This is a genomic window from Bradyrhizobium sp. WSM4874 (assembly GCF_055811835.1).
In genome coordinates, this window is sequence record NZ_JBVVPR010000012.1 from 66,101 (window position 1) to 91,418 (window position 25,318).

General features: G+C 64.2%; 22 protein-coding genes. 5 read left to right on the top strand and 17 right to left on the bottom strand.

What is annotated here, in order from left to right; genetic code table 11:
• Positions 1-46 precede the first annotated feature (46 nt).
• The 11 genes from mdoH to AC0L3P_RS15070 all read right to left on the bottom strand — a co-directional run bounded on the left by mdoH (position 47) and on the right by AC0L3P_RS15070 (position 14,054).
• Positions 47-2,191 carry a glucans biosynthesis glucosyltransferase MdoH gene (gene mdoH, locus AC0L3P_RS15020; RefSeq protein WP_473302455.1) on the bottom strand — a complete coding sequence of 715 codons (2,145 nt, stop codon included), beginning with the start codon at positions 2,189-2,191 and terminating at the stop codon, positions 47-49.
• Complete coding sequence (locus AC0L3P_RS15025) at positions 2,179-3,684, bottom strand: glucan biosynthesis protein G (protein WP_354210363.1); 1,506 nt, start codon at positions 3,682-3,684, stop codon at positions 2,179-2,181. The genes mdoH and AC0L3P_RS15025 overlap by 13 nt, the downstream gene beginning before the upstream one ends.
• A gap of 238 nt (positions 3,685-3,922) precedes the next feature.
• Positions 3,923-4,750, bottom strand: coding sequence for a hypothetical protein (locus AC0L3P_RS15030; protein WP_473302457.1), 828 nt, complete (start codon positions 4,748-4,750; stop codon positions 3,923-3,925).
• 82 nt (positions 4,751-4,832) lie between these two features.
• Positions 4,833-6,125, bottom strand: coding sequence for a siderophore utilization protein FsrB (gene fsrB / locus AC0L3P_RS15035; RefSeq protein ID WP_473302459.1), 1,293 nt, complete (start codon positions 6,123-6,125; stop codon positions 4,833-4,835).
• A 3-nt stretch (positions 6,126-6,128) separates the two neighbouring features.
• Positions 6,129-6,263 carry a hypothetical protein gene (locus tag AC0L3P_RS15040; protein WP_473302461.1) on the bottom strand — a complete coding sequence of 45 codons (135 nt, stop codon included), beginning with the start codon at positions 6,261-6,263 and terminating at the stop codon, positions 6,129-6,131.
• A gap of 62 nt (positions 6,264-6,325) precedes the next feature.
• A complete protein-coding gene (locus AC0L3P_RS15045; RefSeq protein WP_473302672.1) occupies positions 6,326-8,314 on the bottom strand; it encodes a TonB-dependent siderophore receptor in 1,989 nt (662 codons plus the stop codon).
• Between the two features lie 518 nt (positions 8,315-8,832).
• Positions 8,833-9,498, bottom strand: coding sequence for a methionine ABC transporter permease (locus AC0L3P_RS15050; protein WP_473302463.1), 666 nt, complete (start codon positions 9,496-9,498; stop codon positions 8,833-8,835).
• Positions 9,488-10,636: a methionine ABC transporter ATP-binding protein gene (locus tag AC0L3P_RS15055; protein WP_473302465.1), complete on the bottom strand. Its 1,149-nt coding sequence runs from the start codon at positions 10,634-10,636 to the stop codon at positions 9,488-9,490. Before AC0L3P_RS15055 ends, AC0L3P_RS15050 begins: the two co-directional genes overlap by 11 nt.
• A 233-nt stretch (positions 10,637-10,869) precedes the next feature.
• Positions 10,870-12,342, bottom strand: coding sequence for a DASS family sodium-coupled anion symporter (locus AC0L3P_RS15060; protein WP_473302467.1), 1,473 nt, complete (start codon positions 12,340-12,342; stop codon positions 10,870-10,872).
• Between the two features lie 113 nt (positions 12,343-12,455).
• The gene (locus AC0L3P_RS15065; RefSeq protein WP_473302469.1) at positions 12,456-13,262 is read right to left on the bottom strand and encodes an enoyl-CoA hydratase/isomerase family protein; all 807 of its coding nucleotides are present in this window, start codon (positions 13,260-13,262) and stop codon (positions 12,456-12,458) included.
• A 33-nt stretch (positions 13,263-13,295) separates the two neighbouring features.
• Positions 13,296-14,054 carry a hypothetical protein gene (locus AC0L3P_RS15070; RefSeq protein ID WP_275172569.1) on the bottom strand — a complete coding sequence of 253 codons (759 nt, stop codon included), beginning with the start codon at positions 14,052-14,054 and terminating at the stop codon, positions 13,296-13,298.
• 62 nt (positions 14,055-14,116) lie between these two features.
• On the opposite strand from AC0L3P_RS15070, the gene nthA reads away from it, so the two are divergent.
• From nthA to AC0L3P_RS15085, 3 genes are read left to right on the top strand one after another with little or no spacing between them, the layout of a single operon-like run.
• The gene (gene nthA / locus AC0L3P_RS15075; RefSeq protein ID WP_473302472.1) at positions 14,117-14,743 is read left to right on the top strand and encodes a nitrile hydratase subunit alpha; all 627 of its coding nucleotides are present in this window, start codon (positions 14,117-14,119) and stop codon (positions 14,741-14,743) included.
• Positions 14,740-15,399, top strand: coding sequence for a nitrile hydratase subunit beta (gene nthB, locus AC0L3P_RS15080; RefSeq protein WP_473302474.1), 660 nt, complete (start codon positions 14,740-14,742; stop codon positions 15,397-15,399). The genes nthA and nthB overlap by 4 nt, the downstream gene beginning before the upstream one ends.
• Positions 15,399-15,776, top strand: coding sequence for a nitrile hydratase accessory protein (locus tag AC0L3P_RS15085; RefSeq protein ID WP_473302476.1), 378 nt, complete (start codon positions 15,399-15,401; stop codon positions 15,774-15,776). Before nthB ends, AC0L3P_RS15085 begins: the two co-directional genes overlap by 1 nt.
• Positions 15,777-15,895: 119 nt before the next feature.
• Here the strand turns inward: AC0L3P_RS15085 and queC are convergent, their stop codons facing one another.
• On the bottom strand, positions 15,896-16,609 hold the full coding sequence (queC, locus tag AC0L3P_RS15090; RefSeq protein ID WP_473302478.1) for a 7-cyano-7-deazaguanine synthase QueC: 714 nt from the start codon (positions 16,607-16,609) through the stop codon (positions 15,896-15,898).
• Between the two features lie 138 nt (positions 16,610-16,747).
• Between queC and mazG the strand changes: the two genes are divergently transcribed.
• Positions 16,748-17,602 carry a nucleoside triphosphate pyrophosphohydrolase gene (gene mazG, locus AC0L3P_RS15095; RefSeq protein ID WP_473302481.1) on the top strand — a complete coding sequence of 285 codons (855 nt, stop codon included), beginning with the start codon at positions 16,748-16,750 and terminating at the stop codon, positions 17,600-17,602.
• 122 nt (positions 17,603-17,724) lie between these two features.
• Here mazG and hflX read toward each other — a convergent pair whose 3' ends face one another.
• The 4 genes from hflX to AC0L3P_RS15115 form a co-directional block, all read right to left on the bottom strand.
• Positions 17,725-19,107, bottom strand: a complete 1,383-nt coding sequence (gene hflX, locus AC0L3P_RS15100; protein WP_473302483.1) for a GTPase HflX — start codon at positions 19,105-19,107, stop codon at positions 17,725-17,727.
• 11 nt (positions 19,108-19,118) lie between these two features.
• Positions 19,119-19,367, bottom strand: a complete 249-nt coding sequence (gene hfq / locus AC0L3P_RS15105; RefSeq protein WP_007591126.1) for an RNA chaperone Hfq — start codon at positions 19,365-19,367, stop codon at positions 19,119-19,121.
• A gap of 238 nt (positions 19,368-19,605) precedes the next feature.
• Complete coding sequence (gene ntrX, locus AC0L3P_RS15110; RefSeq protein WP_007591127.1) at positions 19,606-20,976, bottom strand: nitrogen assimilation response regulator NtrX; 1,371 nt, start codon at positions 20,974-20,976, stop codon at positions 19,606-19,608.
• A 17-nt stretch (positions 20,977-20,993) separates the two neighbouring features.
• Positions 20,994-23,387, bottom strand: a complete 2,394-nt coding sequence (locus AC0L3P_RS15115; protein WP_473302485.1) for a sensor histidine kinase — start codon at positions 23,385-23,387, stop codon at positions 20,994-20,996.
• Between the two features lie 173 nt (positions 23,388-23,560).
• On the opposite strand from AC0L3P_RS15115, the gene AC0L3P_RS15120 reads away from it, so the two are divergent.
• Positions 23,561-23,707, top strand: a complete 147-nt coding sequence (locus AC0L3P_RS15120; RefSeq protein ID WP_247286081.1) for a hypothetical protein — start codon at positions 23,561-23,563, stop codon at positions 23,705-23,707.
• Between the two features lie 167 nt (positions 23,708-23,874).
• Here the strand turns inward: AC0L3P_RS15120 and ntrC are convergent, their stop codons facing one another.
• Complete coding sequence (gene ntrC, locus AC0L3P_RS15125) at positions 23,875-25,317, bottom strand: nitrogen regulation protein NR(I) (protein ID WP_007610301.1); 1,443 nt, start codon at positions 25,315-25,317, stop codon at positions 23,875-23,877.
• Position 25,318: the final 1 nt, after the last annotated feature.

Consider the following 25,318-nt stretch of genomic DNA (forward strand, 5'->3'; position numbering starts at 1 on the left):
CCGAGCACCACCGGGTCGTCAACGCCCTCACCTACAACGCGATGACCTAGACATCCGCGGAAGCGGTAGCTCGCGGCATTCGCATGACTTGCTCGAGGGCGTGTCGGTGCTTCAGCACGGCAAGGGTCTCGCGTGCGCTGAGGCTGCTGACGACTTCCTCGAAATCGTCGCTCTGTTCAATCTTGGCCCGGCCGATCGCGAGATCTATGTCGATTTGGCCCGATTTGCGAGCCGGCGTTTCGAGTGACTGCATGTGCGGTCCCAGCAACGCGGGGTTCTGTCTAAGTTCGATCAGAGCCGCGCGTGCCCGGATCCGATCGAGGCCGGCAAGCTCTCTCGCCCTCTGTAGCAGTGCCGGCACGCGATTGTCCTCCGGGGTCGCAAACAGATGCGCGATTGGCAGCGCCGTCGACGTGACGAGACCGATCGGAATGGCACACACCAGGCCGATGATCACCGGGGACATCCAGAGCAGCAGCGGAAGCGACACGGCATAGGCGCTTGCCGCCATGGCCAGACCGCATAGGGTCGGCACCGTGAATTTACGATAGACTTCGTCGCGCGTGATCCTGCCATCGCTTCGCCGTTGCACTTGCCAGCCCGCATCACGCCCCAGCAGGATCTCCGCCACAGCGGTGGATTGAAAGATCATCATGGATGGGGCGATCAACGCGGCAAGCAGGCTCTCGGCGACCACCGCCAGCAGCACGCGAAATCCGCCGCCGAATGCCTGCCGTTCCGCACGCCTGGTGAGCAAAACGAGGTAGGCCAGCAATTTGGGCACGATAAGCAGCCCCATCGTTGCGGCAAAGACCCAGGCGGCAAGCACAGGATCCTGTGCGGGCCACGTTGGAAACAAGGAAAAGCCCTTGGGAAAGTACTCCGGCTTGACGAAATAGGCCTGCAAGGAGATCAGGATTCCGAGCAATAGAAACAGCAGCCACAGGGGGGCGGTGAGATAAGAGCCGATCCCGGTCAACAGGTGAAGCCTGGAGACCCAGTGGAGGCCTCGGGCCGGCAGAACGGCAAGGTGCTGGAGATTGCCCTGACACCAGCGGCGGTCACGCGCGGCGAAATCCAGAAGCGACGGTGGCACCTCCTCGAAACTCCCACCGAGATCGGGGGCCATGAAAATCCCCCACCCCGCCCGCCGCATCAGTGCGGCTTCGACAAAATCATGGCTGAGGATGTGCCCGCCGAAAGGCTTCCTCCCGCGCAATTCGGGCAAGCCCGCCTCTTGCGCAAAAGCCTGCACGCGGATGATGGCATTGTGTCCCCAGTAGTTGCCCTCTGAGGCGTGCCACCAGGCGTTCCCGGCCGCGATCAGCGGACCGTACAACCGACCCGAGAACTGCTGAAGCCTACTGATCAGGGTTCGCGCATTGACGACGATCGGAAGCGTCTGAATCAGCGCGGCTTGCGGGTTCGCTTCCATCGCGCCGGCCAGCCGAACTATGGTCTCTCCGCTCATCAGACTGTCCGCGTCCAGAATGATCATGTAGTCGTAGGCGCCACCGAACCGCCTCACCCATTCGGCAATGTTGCCGGACTTTCGAGCGGTGTTGTCGGATCGGTGACGATAGTAGAGATGGCCCGAACCGCAGTTTCGCTGCAGCTCCAGAAACGCAAGCTCCTCGGCAATCCAGATGTCCGGATCTGTCGTGTCGCTGAGCAGAAACCAATCGAACAACGGGGCCTGTCCGGTTTCGCCTACCGACTCGTACATAGCGCGGAGGCGCGCCATGAGATGGTGCTGATCCTCGTTATAGGTCGGCAACAGCATAGCCGTTCGGCCGGTGATCGCGGGCAGCGGACCGTGGCTGTTAATTGGCAGCACATCCGGTCGGCCCCGCAGGAGCACAAAAAAGCCAGCTACTGAAGACACGAACGAAAACGCGATCCAGGCGAGCAGCACGAGGAACAGCCCGAACACCATGCCTTCGAGGACCGTGACGCCACCAACCTTGAGAACATCGTACATCTCAACAGCGCCCGCAGCGGTGATCGCGACCGTTCCGCCAAGAATGAACAGGCGCCGCGCTGTAACGGCAGGGGCGGTCCGCAGTCGCCCCGGATCGGCACGATTGGTCGCGTCCAATCGGCAAGGCTGCATCGGGAGCGGCGTTTCATCGGGAAGATAGCGAACGCCAAGGTCAGGGCAAAGCGCAGGCGACGTCGTCAGGGCGCCCATCGGTAAACCCAGACTTCAGAGATCGGTTGGTCGCCCTGCATCAAGATCGCCCTCAACTCGATCGGCGCGTCCTTCACGGCGCACTGAAAACTAAGGCGCCACCCACCCGTTTCCGGGTTTGGTTGTGTGACGACGTTCTTGATCTCGGATTTGTCGGCGCTGACTGCACCCCTTACCTTGTTGGGATCGACCGCCTTCAGTCCGTCACCAACGAGTTCGAGCACGAACAATTTGCTGTCGTCGCCCCGCGCGCCAACGCCTGTGCGGGTGAACCGGGCCAGCGAATTGGGCTTCGGCGCGTCCGGACCCCAGTGCAGGCGGTAGGTGTAGTTGTTTTCGCTCTTGGCCGGGAGGGCAGTCTTCGGGCGCCAGAAGGCGGCGATGTTGTCGTGAACTTCCTCCTTGGTCGGGATCTCAAAGAGGACCACACTGCCCTCTCCCCAATCTCCAATCGGTTCGACCCAGAGGCTCGGGCGACGCTCAAAGCGCGATTCGATGTCCTCGTAGGCAAAGAAATTTCTCTCCCGCTGCATCAGACCGAAGCCGCGCGGATTGAGGTCATTGAATGTGCTGGCCTGCAGATCGCGTGGATTGTTGAGCGGACGCCAGAGTTGCTCGCCCTTTCCGTTGAACACGGCGAGCCCATCGGAGTCATGTACGGCAGGACGGAAATCGTCGACATCGTGTCGGTCGTTCGGGCCGAAAAAGAACATGCTCGTCATGGGCGCCAGGCCGGCATGTTGCAGCTCGATCCGCGGATAGAGCGACATCTCTACGTCGAAGACCGTCGGAGCGCCTGGCCTGATCGTGAAGCGATAGCTTGCCGTAGCGCTCTTGCTGTCGAGCAGCGCATGTACCACGACGGATGTGGCACCCGGCGCGGGCTTCTCCAGCCAGAAGGCCTTGAAGAGAGGAAATTCCTCTCCCTTGCTCTCGCCGGTATCGATCGACAGACCGCGCGCGGACAGGCCATAGGTCTCGCCTTTGGCAACGGCACGGAAGTAGCTGGCGCCGAGAAACGCGCAAACCTCGTCGTAGTAGTCGGGCCGATTGATCGGGGCGTGAATGCGAAAGCCGGCAAATCCGAGATCGGCGTCCGGTACCTGACCGATATTGTCACCGAATGCGAAATCGTCGCGTCGGTACCTGATCGGTACCGCTCGTCCGCCGGAGACCTCGTAAATGTCGACCTTGTTCTTATAGAAAAAGCCGCGGTGGAAAAACTGGACCTCGAAGGGCAGCTTCTCGCTGCGCCAAGCCGCGCGCTCTGGCAGAAAGCGAATTGATCGGTACTGATCGTAGGTGAGATCCCTAAGCGCGTCCGGGACCTTTTCCTCTGGTGGCGCAAAGGGCTTACTCGCCAAATTGCGGGCAAGCTCGCGGACATAAGAGGGGCCAAACGGCAACTCCGCCGCCGATGCCGCAGAGACTGCGCCAGGTAGCAGCGTTGCCAATGGCAATGCCGAGGCTTCCAGGAATTGTCGACGATTCAAGTGTGCTACCCGTTCGGTTCCAACCGCAGTGCAACCCCCTCGTCGCGAACGAGTTCCAGGGTCGTCGTCGAATCCGACCACGGTGTTGCCGACGACCTCGTCGATGCGGCTCGGGGTGGTTTCGCGCTGCTGGGCCTCGGTTGCATCTGCGGGACGAGCTGCAATTTCCGATTGCGCATTCTCGAGCGATGGCGCCGCGCGCAACGCTGTAGCGCTCGAAGGTAATTGGATGATCGCTCTAGCGCAGCGGCAGCAGCTCCAACTGGCTCTGCGCCTTCTTGACGGCTGCGGCGAACCAGCCCTGGCTTGGCGCTTCCTTGGCGAAGCACGCCGTGTACGCGGTCATCGCATTGTCTTCGCGTGTGATGTCGCCGCGCGGGTCCTTCTTGTCGATGGGTTTGGCCATCATCTGCTTCCAGACTTTCTCGCAGGTCGGGATCTCGGCTGTCTTCACCGCATCGCTTGCAGCGAGGAAGTAGACCTTGTCGCCTTGAATCGCGACGACGTCGATTTCTTGCGGAGGTCCCTTCAGGTCGCCATTGCCGCGCACGCCTAGCACGGCGACCGCGGCGCTCGTCCCCGCGGGCTTCGTGATCGGCAACTCGGCATATTTGGCGAAGGCGGAGTCCTGGATGGCTTGATAGTAAAAGCGGTCCGACTTGAATGCCGCGCCGATCTCCTGCGGCATGCCGTCCTCGCGGTGCTCGCGCAGCCAGTGCTTGAGCAGGGCGGTAGTGGTCACGACGGCCTGCATCTTGTCGCCTTCGGAGGCGAAGCCGAGCCCGTCGAGATGGCCGAAGCCGGAGTCGCCCTTGAAGAGCGTGTCCGCGTTGGTCTTGCCATCGGCTGGCAATCCCTTGATCGCGACGGGGCCCACCAGACCGCGCAGGACGCCCGTCAACTCCTTGAGCGCCGCATCGTGCTGCTTATAGGTCTCGTCGTTCTCCTTGGCTTTCGAGAACTTTGCGATGTAGCGATCGCGCAGGTCGAGATAGCGCTGCTCGGGGCCAGCCGCATGGGCAGGCGCGGCCAGAACGAGCAGGCAGAGCAAGGCGAGCGATCTCATGCGATTTCCGGCAAAACGGGGTGTGATCTCCAGTCTTTGTGCCGGTGCCGGGCGGGAAGGTCATCCGCGCCGGACGAACGCTCTACTCCGCCGGCGTCAGTTGCTGCCGACTCAGGCGCATCGCTGCCATCTCCCGTACGCGGACACGCGCGCGGCGCTTGCGCCACCAGATCACGATTCCGGTGACTGAGAGCGCCGCCACGACCAGCCCCATGATCGAGATCAGGATGCGGCCGAACAGCCCGACGATGCGGCCCGAATGCAACGGAAATTGCGCCTGCACGAAGATGTCGGCGGCGGTGCCGACCCAGGGCAGCCGTTCGCCGATCGGACGGCCGTCCTCGCTGTCGTAATAGAGCTGCGCCGGGCCGACGCCGCCGGCGCCGTGATCGTCGCCTGGATGGAAGAAGGCCGCGGCATAGACACCATGGGCCGGGCCGTAATTGACCGAGCCGACCGGGATGGTCCACCCTCGCCCCTTGCCGTCGGCCGCTGCGCGCGCGGCGATGTCGGCGAAGCTGACCTTGGGCTCGATGGGGTCGTCGAGATCGCGATACGGCCGCTGCTCATAGGGCGTCGGCGTGTAGTTCGACACCATCTTCATCAGCGGCGAGAACACCTCGAAATAGAGGTTCAGCGAGAAGGCCGTGAAGGCGATGATGAACAGCACACCCCAGGTCCACAGGCTGAAAGCGCGATGGATGTCGAAATTGATCCGGTAGCCGCTGCCCGAAGTCTTGATGGTCCACGCCGGCGCCCAGCGCGCCCAGAAGCCGCGTTCGAGCTGGCGGGTGACCTGGGGCGCCCGGGCGGCTTTGGCGCGCCGCCGCGAGGGCAGCGTCAAATAGAAGCCGACGAAGCAGTCGATGGTCCAGATGATGGCGATCACGCCGAGCAGGCGCATGCCCCAGCGGTCGCTGCCCCAGAATTCCGGGATGTGCATGGTGTAGTGCAGCTTGTAGAGGAACGAGACGAAGTTTTCGCGCGTCACCGGCCACACCGCGCCCCAATAGCGCCGGCCGAGCTCCGCGCCGGTGTTGGGATCGAGGAAGATCTGATTGTAGTCGAGCGCATAGCGCTTGCCGGTCGCGGGATCGATCCGCGGCATGACGAAGAACCACAGCGAGTGACCCTCTTCCGGCGTCATGAACAGGTAGACCACGCGCGCGCGGGGATCGCGCTGCTCGATCGTCTTCGCGAGATCGATCGAGGGAATGGCCGGGCCCTTGCTGCTAACGTCGAACAGATGGCTGTTCAGGACCTCGTCGATCTCGTGATCCCACGAGATGATCGCCCCGGTGATGCCGGAGAAGAACAGGAATCCGGCCGTGAGCAGTCCCGCCCAGCGATGCAGCTTGCCGAATATCGCTCTCATTGTTCAGATCTCGCCAAGTACCTGAGCAAAGTGCGTGAGTGCGGAAGCATCCACAACGTCATGCCCGGGCTTGTCCCGGGCATCCACGTTCTCTGTGCCGCAAGGCAAGGCGTGGATGGCCGGGACAAGCCCGGCCATGACGACCTCTCGTGAAGGCTCATACCCGATGCCATGTCTCATTGACCATCCTCACGTCGACCTCACCACCGGTACGTCAGCTTGCCGATCGCCTTGCGTCCCTCTGCGTAGAAGCAGCCAGACAGGCTGTAGCAGGCCGACACATAGCGGGTGTCCGCGAGATTCGTGACGTTCAGCGACAGGCGCCAATTGTCCCTTGTGTAGGCGAGCAGCGCGTCCAGCACGGTCGCGGATCCGACCTTGAACGTGTTGGCGTCATCGCCCCAGGTCGCGCCGACATAGCGGACGCCGGCGCCGAACTGCAGGCCCGCGAGTGGCCCGGTCTGAAGCGTGTAGTCGTTCCACAGCGAGGCGCGGTTGAGCGGCACCGTGACCGGTGCCTTGCGGACATTCACCGGATCCTGCGTGACCATTGCATCGACATAGGCATAGGCCGCGCGCAGGTTCCAGCCGTCGGCGAGCGACATCGTGCCTTCGAGCTCGAGGCCGCGCGACTTAACCTGTCCGGTCTGTTCGGCAATGTTGAGCGGAGGCGCAAAGGTGACGACGTTGTCGCGCGTCAGGTCGAAGGCGGCGAAGGTGAACAGCGCGTTCCAGCCGAGCGGCTGGTACTTGACACCCACCTCGTACTGCACGCCGGTCTCCGGATTGAGCAGCTGTCCGCTCGGGCCCGTGGCGAGCACCGGCAGGAAGGATTCCGAATAGCTGAAATAGGGCGCGATGCCGTTGTCGAAATTGTACATCAATGCGGCGCGGCCGGTGAAAGCCGACGCATCTTTCGCGACCGACGTGTTGAAGACGCCGCTGTCCACTTGCGTCGTCACGAAATCCTGGCGGCCACCGAGCTGGAACGAGAGCCGGCCGAGCTTGATCTGGTCCTGCGCGTAGAGGCCGACTTGCGACTGCTTGACGCCGGTGTCGTCGCTCATGGCGCCCATGGTCCAGTCGTAGCTGTAGACCGGGTTGAAGACGTTGATCTCGGGCGCGGACGTCGTGACGCCAAAGGCGGTGTCGCGGAATCTGGTGTTGCGATAGTCTATGCCCACCAGCGTGGTGTGGCTGAGGAAGCCCGTGGTGAACTTGCCCTGGAGCTGATTGTCCACCGCGAAGGAGTTGATGTAGGAGTTGCTGTAGCTGCCGAAACGCGCGAGCCGCCCTGCGGCCTCGTCGATATAGCCGCCGCCGTAAAACACCTTCTCCTCGTTGTGCTGATAGGCGTAGCGCAGATTCTGCCGGAACGTGATGTTGTCGGTGAAATTGTGCGAAAGCTGGTAGCCGGCGGTCGCGATCTCGGTATTGAACGCGTTGAAGCTCGGCACGCCCGCGAAGAACGAGACGGGGATGGCGCGGCCGTTGTTCGGCCACACCGTGCCCGAGGCCGGCAGGAACTGGAGGCCCCACCCTGCCCGGTCGCGCTGGTAGTTGGCGAGGATCGTGATGGTGGTGTCCTCGTTCGGCTTGAACGTGACGGCGGGCGCGATGAAGACGCGGTTGTCCTTGGTGAAGTCGACCTGGGTCTCGCCGTCGCGGACGACGCCGGTCAGGCGCCACAGCACCGTGCCGTCCTTGTTGGCGGGACCGCCCATGTCGAACTGGCCTTGATAGCGGTTGAAGCTGCCGCCGGAGATCGAGACCTCGCCGAATTGCTGGGCCGTCGGCAGCTTGGTGACGTAGTTGAGGATGCCGCCGGTACCGCTGCCGCCGTACATCGCCGAGGACGGGCCCTTGAGGACCTCGAGACGCTCGGCGCCGTAGGGATCGAGGCCGTTGAAGTGCACGTAATTGCTTGAGGGAATCCGCAAGCCGTCGACATAGAGGCCGGACATGGTGGTGTCGAAGCCGCGGATCTGGAGGGCGCCGAAGCGGGTGTCGGAGCCGCCGTTGACGTCGCCGCTGACGCCGGCGGTGTAGCGCAGCGCCTCGCCGATCGAGACCGCGCCCTGATTCCTGACCTGGTCGGTGGTGACGACGGAGACGGACTGCGGGGTTTCGATCAGCGGTGTATCCGTCTTGGTCGCGGTGCCGCTGCGCGTCGCAACGAAACCGCGCACCGGACCATTGGCGCGTTCACCCGTGGCGCCGTTCGACGATGCCGACTGGGTTGGCGCGGCTTGCTGAGCCGGAGAGCGACGATTGGCGCGTGCCGTGCGTGTCGCCCCTGACCGTCGCGTTGAGGCGACCGCCGCAGGCCGGGCGCGCTGAGCCGGGGCTTCGACGGTGACGGCGGGAATCTGCGTCTGCGCCTCCACGGCACCGAAGGGAATGACGAGAGCAAATGTGCTGGCCGCCCCGAGGAAAAGCACCTGTATCTGTAGATGACGCGTGTCGGAACTCGAAGCAAGTTGGAAGTCGGTCACGTCTGTCGAGGCCCCACGCACTGCCGGCTTTGCCGGTATCGTTTTTGATGCCTCGCCCTAACGCAGGCGATTTCGGAGTGCGATAGGAACCGCGTTAGAATTTCTCCAGACGCGCGCTCAACGCGTGCGACGAATGCGCTCAGTCGTGTCGCGAAGTTTGGAATGTTTCCAGACCGACAAGAACCTGCTTGTTCGAAATGTCTGAAACGGCGTCAGCGATGTCGCAGCCGGCGATTGACCCGGCGCGCGAGATAGTCGCCGGCGCTCTGCACCAGCTGCACCAGCGCGATCAGCACGACGACGACGGCCAGCATCATCTCCGGCATGAAGCGCTGATAGCCGTAGCGGATGCCGAGATCGCCGAGGCCCCCGCCTCCGACGGCGCCGACCATGGCGGAATAGCCGAGCAGGCTGACCACCGCGAGCGTCAGCGCCAGCAGAAGACCCGGCAGCGCTTCGGGAATCAGTACCTTGAGCACGATCTGGATCGGCGAGGCCCCGAACGAAGACGCGGTCTCGATCAGGCCGCCATCGACCTCGCGGATCGCGGCCTCGACCAGGCGCGCGATGAACGGCGCCGATGCGATCGTCAACGGCACGATCGCCGCCGTCGATCCGATCGAGGTGCCAGCCACCAGCCGCGTGAACGGGATGATAGCGACGACCAGGATGATGAAGGGCGTGGACCGCGTCGCATTGACGACGATGCCGAGCACGCGATTGACGACGGGCGCCCCGAACAGCTCGCCTTTCCGGCTGGTCGCGAGGAAGACGCCGAGCGGCAGGCCAAAAGCGGTGCCGATCAGCGCCGCGAGCCCGACCATGTACAGGCTCTCGCCGGTTGCCTGGACAATGAGGTTGATGAGTTCAGGCGACATAGCCGAGACGCTCCGCGGGGAATTGATATTGTGAGAGCCAGGCCAGCGTGCGCGTCGTCGCGTCCTCGCCACCAGACAGGCCGAGAGGGATACCAAGCGTCAGTGAGCCCACGTGCTGGCCGCCGATCTCGTCGATGCGGGCCGACAGCAGCGACACGTCGAGGCCGAGCTCGCGCGCCAGCCGCGCCACCAGCGTGTCGCCGGCCCCTGCCCCTCGCACCTGGACGCGGATCACCGCCTGTCCGCCCGCAAGCGGCGCCGAAACGATCCGGCTCGCCAGCGACACCGGCAGGCTGTCTCCGATCGCTTCGGCCAGGAAGGATTGCGTGATCGGATGCTTCGGGTGGGTGAAGATGTCGGGGACATAGCCGCTCTCGACGACGTGGCCGGCATCGAGCACCACGACGTCCTTGGCGAGCTGGCGTACCACGGACATCTCGTGGGTGATCAGCACGATGGTCACGCCCAGTTCGCGGTTGATGTTCGCGAGCAGATCGAGGATCGCCCGTGTGGTCTGCGGATCCAGCGCCGAGGTCGCCTCGTCCGACAGCAGCACACTCGGCCGCGTCGCGAGCGCACGCGCGATCCCGATGCGCTGCTTCTGGCCACCTGAGAGTTCTGACGGGTAGCGGTCGTGCTTGTCCGCGATCCCGACAAGCGTAAGCAGCTCCGCAACGCGCGCGCGGATATCGGCCTTGGCCCAGCCGGCGATCTCCAACGGCAGCGCAATGTTGGCGGCTGCGGTACGCGAGGACAGCAGGTTGAAGTGCTGGAAGATCATGCCGATCGAGCGCTGCGCGAGCCGCAGTTCGCGACCGGAGAGCGCTGAGATGTCACGGCCATCGACGACGACGCGGCCCGTGGTCGGCCTCTCCAGCCCGTTGATGAGCCGGACCAGGCTCGATTTGCCGGCGCCGGAACGGCCGATGACGCCGGTGATCGAACCCCGCGGGATCGCGAAGTCGATGTTTTGCAGGGCATTGACGCCGGGCTTGCCGCGATAGGCCGGATAGGTTTTCGAGATACCTTCGAAGCGGACCATCGCGTCGGGCGCAGTCGCGGGTGAGATGGCGTCAAGCTTTTCGATCGGCGGTCCGATCGCGAGCGACGGGTGGACGTTCATGGAGGCGGCCTTCATGCACAATAGTTCCGCTTGCCCCCTTGGGGCATCCGGGAACCGGTCGAATCAAGCGACGGAGAGTGAAACCGCGATGAGGACTCGGCTGGAGCGCGCTGCACCGCAGCAGGCACCATCGCCCTTTCAGCTCTCTCTGGCAATGTCAGATATCTGCGGGGAGTTGGACGAAGCTTTCCACATTTCTCCCCGCTGAAGAAAAATTCATCTGCCGCCGTATTGGCCTCGCGCCCGGCTCAGGTGACCCGCAACCAGGGCCATACGATCAGCAGGAGCCCCGCGAAATAGAGCACCCCGAACATCAGCCCAAAACCCCAGAACTGACCCTTGCCGATATAGCCGCTGCCGAAATACATCGGCGCCGGCCCCGTCGCGTAAGGCGAGATCACCCCCATCAGGCCGAGCGAATACATGCAGAGCATGGCGAGCGTCGTGACCGGCAGGTCGGGGATGCCGGATCCGACCGCGAGCACCACGGGCAGCACGGCGGCGGCATGCGAGGTGATGCTCGAGAAGAAATAGTGGATCCAGAAGAACAGCGCGACCAGCAGAAGCATCGCGGTCGACGGCGAGAGCCCGGCGAGCGGCTTTGCATATTCGGTCGCGAACCATTTGATGAAGCCGATCTCGTTGAGGCCCGAGGCCAGCGTCAACAGCGAGGTGAAATAGAAGAACACCTCCCAGGCGCTCTTTTCCGCGACGATGTCGGCAAACTCGATCACGCCCGTCACCAGCATCAGCGAGATCACGATGAACACGACGGTGGTGGCGTTGACGAAATTCGAGCCCAGAAGCGGCACGCGGATGTCCGGGCTTGAGCCCGCGATCCACAGGAACATCGCGAGCAGGATCAGCGCCAGCATGATCCACTCGTTGCGCGACATCGAGCCCATCTCCGCGAGCTCCTTCGATGCCCATTCGGAAATTTCCGGGCTGCTCTTCACCTCGGGGCGGCAGACCGCGTAGCTGAGCAGTGGGACCAGCACCATCAGGAGAAGGCCGAGCGGCGCAAAGCCCAAGAACCACTGTGCCCAGCTGACGTCGATTCCGACGGTCTTCTTGGCGATAGCCAGCGCCGCCGCATTGGGCGCGAGCGCGGTGAAAAACAATGAGCTGGTGACGGCGGTAGACGCGAACGCGGTCCACATCACGTAGGTGCCGATTTTGCCGGCGGTCGGTCCAGGCTCGGAGCCGTAGATGCGCGGGATGTTGCTGATGATGGGATAGACGATGCCTCCGCTGCGCGCGGTGTTGGACGGTGTCGCCGGCGCCAGCAAGAAGTCCGACATCGCCACCGCATAGCCGAGGCCGAGCGTGTTGCGGCCGAGCTTTTGCACCAGCACGAGCGCGATGCGGCGGCCCAGCTGGCTCTTGCGATAACCGATCGAGAACACGAAGGCGCCGACGATCAGCCACACCGTGCTCTCGGCAAAGCCCGCCAGCATCCAGCGCAGCGACTTGGTCGGGTCGGGATCGATATAACCGCCGACACCGGCAACCGTCAGCCCGATCAGGCCGACCGCGCCGACCGGCATCGATTCCAGGATGAGCCCGGTGATGACGGCCGCGAAGACGGCAAAATAGTGCCACTGATTGACGTTGAGCCCTGCCGGCACCGGCCACAGATAGATCACCAGCCACACCGCGAGCGGCGCGATCAGCTTCCAGCGAAACCCTTTCGCCTCAGGCGCCTGCGAGCTAGTGGTCATGGGCCCTCCCCCTCGATTGCCGTCGTGTTCTACCGGCCGTTGACCGAGCCGCTTTTGTCCCAGCGCGGCGTATACGTTTTGTCCGCGGCGCAATCAATGTCCCGAGCCGGCTTCTACCGCCCTCTGAACTTCGGTTTGCGTCGCGTCAGGAACGCCTCGACGCCCTCCTTGTGGTCGTCGCTGAGGCTTGCCAGGGCGAACTGGTCGACGTCCATATGGCTGGCGAGATCATCCAGCGCATGCGCCAGCCGGTTGACCGTGAGTTTCGTCATGGCAACGGAGAGTGGCGGCTGCGCTGCCACCTTGCGCGCAAGCTCCATCGCGGCATCGAACGCATGGCCAGGATCGACCACCTGTTCGACCAGGCCCCACTCAAAGGCCTCATCCGCGCTGATGCGCTGATCGGCCAGGATCACCGCCTGCTTGGTGCGAGCCGGGCCGATCAGGTGCAGCATGCGCGGAATGCTCTGCCAGCTCATATTCATGCCGAGCCCGATCTCGGGCACGCGTAGATGGGCATCGCGTCCCATGATACGGAAGTCGAGCGCGACAGCCAGCGCTACGCCGCCGCCGATGCAAAAGCCCTCGATGGCGGCGATCGTGATCTGCTCCATCTCCTGCCAGGCGTGGGTCAGGCGCGGTCCGAGCTTGAGATGCCGCCGCAGCGTGCCGAGGTCCATGTCCTTGCGCGAGCGGCCTTCGGCATCCTTGAGGTCGAAGCCGGCGCTGAACGTGTCCGCGCTGCCTGTCAGCACCACGACAGAGGTTGCGGCGTCATCCTCGAAACTGCGCGCGGCCGCGGTGAGCTGGCGCAGCGCCTCCGGCGACAGCGCGTTGATGCCGTCGCCGCGGTCGAACCGCACCACCCCAATCCGCCCCTCCGGCCCGAGGCCCTTCTCGATCTTCACATAGTCAGGCAACGCAATCTCCCCTGGTCTTGGTCTTCTTGGTGCTCACAGATGCCCGGTACGTCGATGTTCGGGTTCGCTTCCATGGACCGGAAACCGGACCGTGGTCCCGATGGTGATCCAGTCGGCATTTTCGCCGGTGATGTTGCGGCCGTAGATCACATCAAGGGAGAATATCTCGTTCGGACGATAGCGGACACCGGTCTGGAAACGCGGCTGCACGACGCTTGTGATCTCGGAGGCGCCGGCCTGACCGAACGCCTCGATCGTCCATTGCAGGGTGTCGGTGAATTTCCAATCGAAGCCGACGCCGTAGGTCAGGTAATGGCGAGCCACCGTGCGATCCCAGAGCCAGCCGCCGTTGACGTTGATGCGTGTGGTCTCCGACAGGCGGAAGGTCGCGGGGATGACGACAAAGGCGGACAGGGCATCGCCGGTCGACGCGTCGAATGATCCGCCGCCATAGGCCGACAATCCCCATCGGCCTATTCCGGTCGGGACGAAATTCGTCTTGGCTTTTGGAGCTAGCGTCGTGCTCCAGTCGCCATCGCTCCGGGCCCCGATGGTCTGCAGGCTCAGCTCGATCGGCCTGAGGGGATCGACGACACAGGAGGGATTGGCGACCGCCGAAAAATCCGTGTTGGAAGCCGTCGACAGCCAGCTTTCCACCTTGCAGGAGCCGACGTCGGAAATGTCGGCGGCATCGACCGCATAGGCGCCATTCGCCGCGCGCGCATCCTGCCCCGCGAATGCGCCAAGGGCCGCGATTGCGGCGGTTATTCCGGTTCTTGCAGCCCAACCCATGGTGCGATGTTAGCAGAGTCTTCGCCTCGACAACGCCCGGATTCTGGGACTATCTTCGCCCCATGAGCGACCATCATCATCACCACGATCACGACCATTCCGAGCTGTCGGAGACCGAGCTGCGCGTGCGCGCGCTCGAGACGATCCTGACCGAAAAAGGCTATGTCGAGCCGGCCGCGCTCGACGCCATCATCCAGGCCTATGAGACCCGGATCGGTCCCCATAACGGCGCGCGCGTCGTCGCCAAGGCCTGGAGCGATCCGGCTTTCAAGACGGCACTGCTGGAGGACGGCTCGAAGGCGATCGGCACGCTCGGCCATGTCAGCCGCGTCGGCGACCACCTCGTCGTGGTCGAGAACACGCCGCAGCGCCACAACATGGTCGTGTGCACGCTGTGCTCCTGCTACCCCTGGGAAATGCTGGGGCTGCCACCGGTCTGGTACAAGGCCGCGCCCTATCGCTCCCGCGCGGTGAAGGACCCGCGCGGCGTGCTCGCCGATTTCGACGTCGCGCTGCCGAAGGATATGGAAATTCGGGTCTGGGACTCCACGGCTGAGACGCGCTTCCTGGTGCTGCCGATGCGGCCCGACGGGACGGAAGGCTGGAGCGAGGAGCAGCTCGCAGAACTCGTCACGCGCGATTCCATGATTGGCACCGGTTTCCCCAAGACGCCCGGAGCGCCATCATGAACGGCGTGCACGACATGGGCGGCATGGATGGGTTCGGCAAGGTCGAGCCCGAATCGAACGAGCCGGTGTTCCACGAGGAATGGGAGTCGCGTGTTCTCGCCATGGTGCGCGCGATGGGCGCGGCCGGCGCCTTCAACATCGACACCTCGCGCTTCTATCGCGAGACGATCCCCCCGCACGTCTATCTCTCAAGCTCCTATTACAAGAAATGGTTTCTTGGGCTCGAGGAGATGCTGATCGAGAAGGGCTATCTCACCCGGGAGGAAGTCGCCGCCGGCCACGCGATGCAGCCGGCCAAGGCGCTCAAGCACGGCAAGTTCGATCTCGGCCAGGTCGAACGCATCATGGTACGCGGCAAGTTCGCCCGTCCTGCCCCGGCGCCGGCCAAATTCAACATCGGCGCCCGCGTGCGTGCGAAGAACATTCATCCCGCGACCCACACCCGCCTGCCGCGCTACGTGCGCGGTCATGTCGGCGTGGTCGAACTGAACCATGGCTGCCACGTGTTTCCGGATTCGGCGGCGATGGAGCTCGGCGAGAATCCGCAATGGCTCTACACGGTCGTGTTCGAGGGCGGCGATCTCTGGGGCGCGGACGGCGATCCGACCTCGAAAGTCTCGATCGACGCGTTCGAGCCCTATCTGGACCCCGCGTGATGAGCAGCACGGCTGCTGCTGCCGCGACGGCAGCGATCCCGAGCATTCCGCGCGACGACGACGGCCCGGTGTTTCGCGCACCCTGGGAGGCGCACGCCTTCGCGATGGCGCTGACCCTGCACGAATGTGGCGTGTTCACCTGGCCCGAATGGGCGGCAGCCCTGGCCTCCGAGATCAAGCGCGCGCAGGCGGCCGGCGATCCCGATACGGGCGAGACCTACTATCTCCATTGGCTCGCCACGCTGGAGGGCCTGGTCGCGCGCAAGGGCGTTGCGTCTGCGGAGACGTTGCATCGCTACCGCGACGCCTGGGACCACGCGGCTGATCGTACCCCGCACGGCAAACCGATCGAGCTGAAGGCGGAGGATTTTCGGTAAGCTGCCTCGACATATTCCGTCATTGCGAGCGTAGCGAAGCAATCCAGAATCCCTCCTCAGAGGTAGTCTGGATTGCTTCGTCGCAAGAGCTCCTCGCAATGACGGCGGAGTGAGGCGTGTCACCGTCCCGCCACGTACTCCCGCCACCCTCTCGCCCGTAGGCTGCACGCCGGGCACTCGCCGCAGCCGTAGCCCCAATCATGCTGCGCGCCGCGTTCGCCGAGATAGCAGGTGTGCGACTGCTCGCGGATGAGATTGACCAGCCCGTCGCCGCCGAGGTCATGGGCGAGCTTCCAGGTCGCAGCCTTGTCGATCCACATCAGCGGCGTATGCAGCTCGAACTTGCGGGCCATGCCGAGCGACAGCGCGGCCTGCATGGCGCGGATGGTGTCGTCGCGGCAATCGGGATAACCGGAATAGTCGGTCTCGCACATGCCGCCGACGATGTGACTGATGCCGCGCCGGTAGGCCAGCGCCGCGGCGAAAGTCAAAAACACCAAATTGCGGCCGGGCACGAACGTGTTCGGCAGGCCGTCGGCGCCCATCGCAATCGCAACGTCGCGCGTCAGCGCCGTCTCGGAAACCGCCGCCAGCGTCGGGATCGACAGCGTGTGGCTCTCGCCCAGCCCGGAAGCCCAATCCACGCGCAGGCCCTTGATGCCGTCGAACAGCCGGTCGCGGCAGGCCAGCTCGATGGCGTGGCGTTGGCCGTAATCGAATCCCAGCGTCTCCACGCGCGCAAACCGGTTCAGCGCCCAGACGAGGCAGGTGGTGGAATCCTGGCCGCCGGAAAACAGCACCAGCGCGGTTTCGGATGAATATGCGTCACTCATGGCCGCGCTTTAGCACTGCGCACGCGGCTCGCCAATCTGGCCCGCCAACCGGTGGAAATCACCCTGTTCCGCCGCGCCACACTGGGAACGGGAGCTCGCTTTTGGCATAAGGCTTGGGAGCTAGGAGACCGCCCCGCAATGACCCCTTCCCGCGACATTTCCCGCCTGATCGAGATCATGGCGGCGCTGCGCACGCCGGTGACCGGCTGCCCCTGGGACCTCGAGCAGAATTTTGCGACCATCGCGCCCTATACGATCGAGGAAGCCTATGAGGTGGTCGAGGCCGTCAGCCGCGGCGACCTCGACGATCTCTGCGAGGAGCTCGGTGACCTCCTGTTGCAGGTGGTGTTCCACGCCCAGATGGCGTCGGAGCAGAACGCGTTCGCGTTTGGGGATGTCGTCGAGGCCATCACCCGCAAGATGATCCGGCGCCATCCTCACGTCTTCGCCGACAAGGACGGCAATCTCGCCTCCTCCCACGTCAAGGAGGTCTGGGATCGCATCAAGGCCGAGGAGAAAGCCGAGCGCGCCGCGCGCCGGCCGCCGCAGGAAGCGCCATTACACAAATCGCTGCTGTCGGCCGTGAAGGCCGGCCAGCCCGCACTGACGCGCGCCATGGAGCTGCAGCGCAAGGCCTCCACTGTCGGCTTCGACTGGAACGATCCGCGCGCGGTGCTGGCAAAAATCCGCGAGGAAGCGGACGAGATCGAGGCCGCACTTGATCGCAACGACAGCGAGGGCCTGGCGGAAGAGACCGGCGACCTGATGTTCGCGCTGGTCAACCTCGCCCGTCATGTCGATGCCGATCCGGAAGCCGCGCTGCGTGCGACCAATGCAAAGTTCGAGCGGCGGTTTGGGTTCATCGAGCGGGCGCTGGAAGCACAGGGGCGCACGCTGGAGCAGGCGTCGCTCGCGGAGATGGACGCGTTGTGGAACGAGGCGAAGGGTGAGGAGCAGTCGTCACCGGAAGGACGCAAGCAAGCCCACCGTTAACTCAGGTGCCGTAGCCCGGATGGAGCGCAGCGAAATCCGGGTTCTTCAAACCACTCTAGCGGCCCCGGATTGCGCTGCGCTCCATCCGGGCTACGGGTCTGAGTTGCAGGGACAAGCGCGGCTTACGCGGACAGTCGCGGCACGGCATCGAACCTGGCCACCACGATATCCCGCTTGGTCTCATCCACCCGTACTGTCATGGCGAAGCGGCCGTCGTGCAGCTCTTTCGCCAGCACTTCGGCATTCCGGTGCAGCCAGCTGATGCCGGCGCCGTCGGAGGCATCGATGGAGAGGTCGAGCGTGATGCGCTTGGCGGCCAAGCGCTCCTCGATCGCGGCGAGCAGCGCGTCGACCCCCTCGCCCGACACGGCCGAGACCAGCATCGCCGGATGATCTTCGGGGCGGCGCGCGGCGATGTTCAAAAGTTCTTCGCGCTGTTCGGGACCATAACGGTCGATCTTGTTCCAGACCTCGATGATGCGGCCTGAGTCATCGGGATTGATGCCGAGCTGGCGCAGCACGGCGTCGACGTCGCTCTGCTGCGCTTCGGCGTCGTCGTGCGAGATGTCGCGCACATGCAGGATGACGTCGGCTTCCAGCACCTCCTCCAGCGTGGCGCGGAAGGCGGCGACAAGCTGCGTCGGCAGATTGGAGATGAAGCCGACGGTGTCCGACAGCATCGCCTTGCCGCCATGCGGCAGAGTGAGCGCGCGCAGGGTCGGGTCCAGCGTGGCGAACAGCATGTCGGCGGCCTGCACGTCGGCGCGGGTCAGGCGGTTGAACAGCGTCGACTTGCCGGCATTGGTGTAGCCGACCAGCGCCACGACGCGGTACGGCACGCGCTGGCGGCCAGCGCGATGCAGGCGGCGTGTGGCCTGCACTTTCTTCAGTTCGCCCTCGAGCTTGGAGATGCGCTCCTGGATCAGGCGGCGGTCGGCTTCGATCTGCGTTTCGCCGGGACCGCCCATGAAGCCGAAGCCGCCGCGCTGGCGTTCGAGATGGGTCCATGAGCGCACCAGGCGCGAACGTTGATAATTGAGATGCGCGAGCTCGACCTGGAGCGAGCCTTCCTTGGTCTTGGCGCGACGTCCGAAGATTTCCAGGATGAGCCCGGTGCGGTCGAGCACCTTGGCCTGCAACTCCTTCTCGAGATTACGCTGCTGGATCGGCGCAAGCGCGCAATCCATCACCACGAGCTCGACGTCGAGGCTCTTGGCGAGCGCGGCGATCTCTTCGACCTTACCCTTGCCGATATAGGTCGCGGGACGGATCTGGCTGATCGGCGTGATGATGGCGTCGGCAACGACGAGATCGATCGCGCGCGCGAGGCCGGCGGCTTCGTCGAGCCGGGCCTCCGCGTCACGCAGGACATGAGTTTCCGATTGCGCGTCGGCACCGCCTGCGCGCACCCGCAAATAGGGACCGATGACCAGCACCCGCCCCGTCTGCTTATCCCCTGCCGACCGCGGACGGTCGGCATCCCCGTCGAAATTCCGGGGTTCCAATCAGATCACTCTCAAGCCGGCTGATCCTCGCCGCCTTCGAACAGCTGGATCGGAGCGCCCGGCATGATGGTCGAGATCGCATGCTTGTAGACGAGCTGCGAGTGACCGTCGCGCCGAAGCAGCAAACAGAAATTGTCGAACCAGGTCACGATGCCCTGGAGCTTCACTCCGTTGACCAGAAAGATCGTCAGTGGCGTTTTGGTTTTGCGAACGTGATTTAGGAAGGTGTCCTGCAGGTTTTGTGCGCGGTCTGCCGCCATTGTTTTTTTCTCGCTTTGAGTTTCTTTTTATTGCGCCGGTTGCGGCCCTCTTTTGAAAATTCGGGGTCCTCGTCCGGTTGCCGTCCCTCATGAGATCCCCCTCGGAGGGACAGCGGTTCAATTAGAGGACAGGTGGGCTTATTAGGCAAGCCGCTTCACGCGGCAGGCCATGCCGTATTGCCCCGAAAAACTACGGAAATCGATGATTTTCCTCACCTATCCCCGCGACGTCGCGGCCTTAGCCGACGCCCAGCGCCTTCAATTTCCGATGCAACGCCGACCGTTCCATGCCAACAAACTCGGCCGTGCGAGAAATATTTCCTGAAAAGCGGCTGATCTGTGCAATCAAATAGTCGCGCTCGAACACTTCGCGCGCTTCGCGCAGCGGCAGGCCCATGATGTGCTCGCCATTGTTGCTGGTCGGCATCGCCGGCACCATGGAGCCAACGTCCTGCGGCAACATGTCGGCAGTGATGATGACCTCCGGCCCGCCCGCGGCCAGAATCATGACTCTCTCAACGTTGTTGCGGAGCTGGCGCACATTGCCCGGCCAGACATGCGACTGCAGCACCGCCATCGCGTCCTGCCCGATCTGCCGCTTGGGCAGGCCGCTGCCCGCCGAGATCTGCTCCATGAAGTAGTCGATCAATTCCGGAATGTCCTCACGCCGCTCCGACAGCGCGGGCACGCGGATCGGCACCACCGAGAGCCGATGATAGAGGTCCTCGCGGAAATGGCCGGCCGCGATCTCCTCTTCCAGGTTGCGCGCGGTGGAGGAGATGATGCGCACGTCGACCTGCACCTTGCCGTTGCCGCCGACGCGCTGGAACGACTGCTCGACCAGCACGCGCAAGATCTTGTTCTGGGTCTCGCGCGGCATGTCCGCGATCTCGTCGATGAACAGCGTGCCGCCATGGGCCTCTTCGAGCGCGCCGGGCTTGCGCGCGTGCTCGCCGTTGGATTGTTCGATGCCGAACAGCTCGTGCTCCATCCGCTCGGGCGTGATCGCAGCGGCGTTGATGACGACGAAGGGGCCGTCGGCGCGGCCCGAGGCTGTGTGCAACGTGCGGGCGGTCAGTTCCTTGCCGGCGCCTGCGGGGCCGACGATCAGGATGCGGCTGTTGGCCTTGGCCGCACGCTCGATGGTCTGGCGCAGCTGGTTCATGCTGGGCGAGCGGCCGACCAGCGAGCTTGCGCTCGGCGCGAGCTGCTTCAGCTCCTTGACCTCGCGCTTGAGCCGCGAGTTCTCCAATGCACGGTTCGCGACCAGGATCAGCCGGTCGGTCTTGAACGGCTTCTCGATGAAGTCGTAGGCGCCACGCTTGATCGCGGCGACCGCGGTCTCGATGTTGCCGTGGCCGGAGATCATCACGACCGGGAGATCGGGGTTGTCCTTCTTGACCTGCTCCAAGAGCTGCAAGCCGTCGAGCTTGGAGCCCTGCAGCCAGATGTCGAGGAACACCAGATGCGGCCTGCGGTTGGCGATCTCAGCGAGCGCCGTATCGCTGTCGCGCGCGGTCCGGGTCACGAAGCCCTCGTCTTCGAGGATGCCCGCAACGAGATCCCGAATATCGGCCTCATCATCGACAATCAGAATTTCACTTGCCATGGGTCGCGCCTGTTTTCTCAGCTGCCTGTTGAGGCTTCGATCTTCGTTGAATCATTGGTCTTTTCAGCCGGCTCTTTGGTTTCGGCGGCCGCCTGTTTTGTTTCCGGATCCTTGACGGATTGCGTGGCCGTTTCACCGATTTCCGGCTTGGCCGTTGCCGCGGCTGCCGGTTCGGCCCCCTCGCTTTTCGCGGGAGCGCCGGAGATCGCAAAACGCATCCGCATCCAGGCGCCACGCTGGCCCTCGCGGAAGTCCGAGGCATCCTTCAGTTCGATGCGCCCGCCATGGTCTTCCAGCACGCGACCGACGATCGCGAGCCCAAGGCCGGTGCCCTTGGCGCGTGTCGTCACATAGGGCTCGAGAAGGCGCGAGCGCGCCACCTTGGGCAGGCCGATGCCGTTGTCGACGACGTCGATCAGCACGTCCTCGCCCTCGCGCGAGACCACGACGTCGATCCGGCCCTTGCCGAGCTCCTCGAGGGAGACCTGCTCGATCGCCTCGGTGGCGTTCTTGACGATGTTGGTGACGGCCTGCGAGATCAGCCGCCGGTCGAACTGGGCGCGCAGCGGGTCTTCCCTAAACTCGGCCTCGATATCGATCTCGGGGTGAGCGACCTTCATCAGGAACACCGCCTGCCGCACTGTGTCGGCGACGTCCTCACCTTCCATCACCGGCTTCGGCATCCGCGCAAAGCGGGAGAACTCGTCGACCATGCGGCGGATATCGTCGACCTGGCGGACGATGGTGTCGGTGCACTGTTCGAAGATCTGCTTGTCCTTGCCCTCGGTAATGTCCTTGCCGAATTTGCGGCGAATACGCTCGGCGGAGAGCTGGATCGGGGTCAGCGGGTTCTTGATCTCATGCGCGATGCGGCGCGCGACGTCGCCCCAGGCCGAGGTGCGTTGCGCCGAGACCAGTTCGGTGATGTCGTCGAGCGTGATGATGTAGCTGTCGTGCGGCTGGCTGGTCTTCTCGGCGCTGACGCGGACCGACAGATTGCGTTCCTGCCCGTCCCGCGTGATCGTGATCTGCCCCTGCACCAGGCGCTGGGTCCCTTCCCGCGCCGTCTTCATCATCTCTTCGAGCTCGGGCAGCACGTCGGAGAGCGGATGGCCGAGCGTCTCGGCTTCGGAGTGCCCGATCAGCTTTTCGGCGGAACGGTTGAGAATCCCGACGCTGCCTGAATTATCCACGCCGATGATGCCGGCGCTCGCCGACGACAGCACCGCCTCGATGAAGCGACGGCGGCTGTCGATGAGATCGCTGGCGTTGACGAGCTCGTCACGCTGGCTGCGCAACTCCTCCGTCATCTTGTTGAAGGTCTCACCCAGCTGGGCGAGGTCGCCTTCCGACTGGTGCACCGGCACTTTCACATGGAGATCGCCGGTCGAGACCGTCTGGGCCGCATTCATCAGCCGCCGGATCGGCGAGACCAGCGAGTTGGCGAAGTTGAGGCCGATCAGCACCGAGGCCATCAGGATGGTCAGCGCGATCACCGCGAACATCAGCGCGAACGCGACCTGGATGCCGAGCCGGCGCGACTCGATCTGGGCATATTCGGCGACGCTGACCTCGGTCTGCTTGAGCTGCTGGACCACGTTGGGATCGAGCGGCCGTGCGACATACAGGAAGGTGTCGCTGAAGGCGCGCAAGCGGACCACCGCGGCGACGAAGCTCGCATCGGGCAGCACCGCGATCTCGGGCTCGGATTCGTTGACGTTGCTGAGGAAGTCCGGCGCCGGCGGCGAATAGGCCAGCCGCATGCCGGTGTCGGCGGATTCGAGAATGTTGGTGTTCTTGTCGATGATCATCGCGCCCGGCAGGTTGCGGGAGGCGGCGCTGGACGTCAGCAATTCGCGAAAAGAGCGGCGATCCTGGTCGTAGAGCGGCCGCGCGTGGGCTATGTCGTTGGCCATGCCGAGAATGTCGCCCCGGATCAGCTGCGCGTGGTCCTGCATGTAGGCCCGCGCGATCGTCAGCGAATTCTGGATCACCTCCTTGGTCGGGCCGGAGAACAGGCGGTCGAGGCCGCGCTCGATGGTGACGTTGGCGACGACGGCGACCAGCACCGCCGGCAGCACCGCCACGATCGAGAACAGGCTGACGATCTGGACATGGAGGCGCGCCGCCGCCCTGCCCCGCCGGCGCGCCAGGATCAACTGCCAGAGCTCGCGGATGATGATGCCGACCAGCAGCAGGATGGTGGCTGCGTTGCTCAGATAGAACGAACGGACAACTTGCGGCGTCAGTTCGATGCTGGTGAGGCCGGTCAGGACCAGGAAGGTGAGCAAGGCCGACAGCAGGGCCAGGGCCACGGCGAACGGCGCCAGCCAGCGTCGCGCCGACCAACGCCGGGGCTCTTCTGCTGGGGCCGTGTCAAAGGATGCGGCCGAGGTGTCTGCGCTGGTCATTCCGGCAATGGGTGCTGAAAACGGGGTCCGCAGCGGGCGGATACTGATGTATTCGTACCACATTGTTGCCGAATTGCGACAATTCCGCGGCGCCCCCGCCGCGACCGACCCGCGCATCCACAGCGATATGCCGGAGGACGGGAACGGATTTCGGCCCCGGCGGCTTGACCACCATGCACAGGTTCTTTCTCGCAATGATGGTGTCGGCCGTGCTGCTGCTGATCGTGGCAGCGGACCTGCTGGTCAATGGTGTCGGGGTCCAGGAGCCCAATGCGAACGTCGCCAGCGCGATACAGGTAGCAGGCCGATTTGTCAGATAGGTGTGAGGCCGCGTCCCGCCGCTGAAATCACCATTTGAATGTTCCTGCGGAACATTTCGGTCCCATCGGGACTTCTGCTCACCGCGTCAGCCACAACGGCCAGCGCGATCCGGACAGGCTCAGCTCCGCTTGGTAGGGGGAGCTGAGCCACCGTCCGTTGTTGGGAGCTAGCCTCCGCTCCGATACACCTGGATATCGAGATCCCGGATCTTCTTCCGCAGCGTGTTGCGGTTGAGGCCGAGCAGATCGGCCGCACGGATCTGGTTTCCGCGGGTGGCGGCGAGCGCGGCCGTGAGCAGCGGCACCTCGATCTCCTTCAGGATGCGGTGATAGAGGCCCGGCGGCGGCACGCCGTTCGGGAAGCCCTGGAAGTGCGAGGAGAGATACGCTTCCACGGCGCCGCCGAGATTGTCGACGCCATGCTGGACTGCGGCACCCGGGCTGACCGTGGGTGGCGCCAGCTCGCCGTCGATGACGGAGCCCGTGATCACGTCCTGCGGATAGAGCGCCGCGAGGCGGCGGGCGAGGTTCTCGAGCTCGCGCACGTTGCCCGGCCAGCGGTGCTGCTTCATCCGCTCCAGCGCCAGCGTGTCGAGCTTTTTCGGCGGCAATCCGTCCTTCTCGGCGAGCGCGAAGAAATGACGGATCAGATCGGGCAGATCCTCGATGCGCTCGCGCAAGGGCGGCAGCCGTAGCGGCACCACGTTGAGGCGGAAGAACAGATCTTCGCGGAACAGGCCCTGCTGGATCAGGACGCGCAGATCCTTGTTGGAGGCCGCGACGATGCGCACGTCGGTCTTGATCGGGGTGCGGCCGCCGACCGTGGTGTATTCGCCCTGCTGAAGCACGCGCAGCAGGCGGGTCTGCGCCTCCATCGGCATGTCGCCGATCTCGTCCAGGAACAGCGTGCCGCCCTCGGCCTGCTCGAACCGGCCGGAAGCGCGGGTGTTGGCGCCGGTGAACGCGCCGCGCTCATGGCCGAACAGTTCGGATTCGATCAGGTCGCGCGGGATCGCCGCCATGTTGACCGCGACGAACGGGCCGTTGCGGCGCTTCCCGTAGTCGTGCAACGCGCGCGCCACCAGCTCCTTGCCGGTACCGGACTCGCCCGTGATCATCACGGTGAGGTCGGTCTGCATCAGGCGCGCCAGCACGCGATAGATTTCCTGCATCGCCGGCGAGCGGCCGACCAGCGGGATCGCCTCCATCTCGGCGTCCTCGTTAGGCGTCGAGACCCGCTCCTTCGGCTCGGCCAGCGCGCGGCCGACGATGGCGATCAGCTCCTTCAGGTCGAAGGGCTTCGGCAGATATTCATAGGCGCCGCGCTCGGAGGCGCGGATTGCCGTCATGAAGGTGTTTTGCGCGCTCATGACGATGACGGGCAAATTCGGCCGCATCTTCTTGATCCGCGGCAACAGGTCGAACGCGTTCTCGTCGGGCATCACCACGTCGGTGATGACGAGATCGCCCTCCCCCTGGCTGACCCATCGCCACAGCGTCGCGGCATTGCCGGTCAGCCGCACTTCGTAGCCGGCGCGGGATAGTGCCTGGTTGAGAACCGTGCGGATGGCGGTGTCGTCATCAGCAACGAGAATGCTACCTGCGGGCATC

What these genes read in the sequence shown, in the direction of transcription:
- mdoH (WP_473302455.1), bottom strand. Translation starts at nt 2,191, where the DNA reads ATGGGCGCCCTGACGACGTCGCCTGCGCTTTGCCCTGACCTTGGCGTT.
- AC0L3P_RS15030 (WP_473302457.1), bottom strand. Translation starts at nt 4,750, where the DNA reads ATGAGATCGCTCGCCTTGCTCTGCCTGCTCGTTCTGGCCGCGCCTGCC.
- fsrB (WP_473302459.1), bottom strand. Translation starts at nt 6,125, where the DNA reads ATGAGAGCGATATTCGGCAAGCTGCATCGCTGGGCGGGACTGCTCACG.
- AC0L3P_RS15040 (WP_473302461.1), bottom strand. Translation starts at nt 6,263, where the DNA reads ATGGCCGGGCTTGTCCCGGCCATCCACGCCTTGCCTTGCGGCACAGAG.
- AC0L3P_RS15050 (WP_473302463.1), bottom strand. Translation starts at nt 9,498, where the DNA reads ATGTCGCCTGAACTCATCAACCTCATTGTCCAGGCAACCGGCGAGAGC.
- AC0L3P_RS15055 (WP_473302465.1), bottom strand. Translation starts at nt 10,636, where the DNA reads ATGAAGGCCGCCTCCATGAACGTCCACCCGTCGCTCGCGATCGGACCG.
- AC0L3P_RS15060 (WP_473302467.1), bottom strand. Translation starts at nt 12,342, where the DNA reads ATGACCACTAGCTCGCAGGCGCCTGAGGCGAAAGGGTTTCGCTGGAAG.
- AC0L3P_RS15070 (WP_275172569.1), bottom strand. Translation starts at nt 14,054, where the DNA reads ATGGGTTGGGCTGCAAGAACCGGAATAACCGCCGCAATCGCGGCCCTT.
- nthA (WP_473302472.1), top strand. Translation starts at nt 14,117, where the DNA reads ATGAGCGACCATCATCATCACCACGATCACGACCATTCCGAGCTGTCG.
- nthB (WP_473302474.1), top strand. Translation starts at nt 14,740, where the DNA reads ATGAACGGCGTGCACGACATGGGCGGCATGGATGGGTTCGGCAAGGTC.
- AC0L3P_RS15085 (WP_473302476.1), top strand. Translation starts at nt 15,399, where the DNA reads ATGAGCAGCACGGCTGCTGCTGCCGCGACGGCAGCGATCCCGAGCATT.
- queC (WP_473302478.1), bottom strand. Translation starts at nt 16,609, where the DNA reads ATGAGTGACGCATATTCATCCGAAACCGCGCTGGTGCTGTTTTCCGGC.
- mazG (WP_473302481.1), top strand. Translation starts at nt 16,748, where the DNA reads ATGACCCCTTCCCGCGACATTTCCCGCCTGATCGAGATCATGGCGGCG.
- hfq (WP_007591126.1), bottom strand. Translation starts at nt 19,367, where the DNA reads ATGGCGGCAGACCGCGCACAAAACCTGCAGGACACCTTCCTAAATCAC.
- ntrX (WP_007591127.1), bottom strand. Translation starts at nt 20,976, where the DNA reads ATGGCAAGTGAAATTCTGATTGTCGATGATGAGGCCGATATTCGGGAT.
- AC0L3P_RS15115 (WP_473302485.1), bottom strand. Translation starts at nt 23,387, where the DNA reads ATGACCAGCGCAGACACCTCGGCCGCATCCTTTGACACGGCCCCAGCA.
- AC0L3P_RS15120 (WP_247286081.1), top strand. Translation starts at nt 23,561, where the DNA reads ATGCACAGGTTCTTTCTCGCAATGATGGTGTCGGCCGTGCTGCTGCTG.
- ntrC (WP_007610301.1), bottom strand. Translation starts at nt 25,317, where the DNA reads ATGCCCGCAGGTAGCATTCTCGTTGCTGATGACGACACCGCCATCCGC.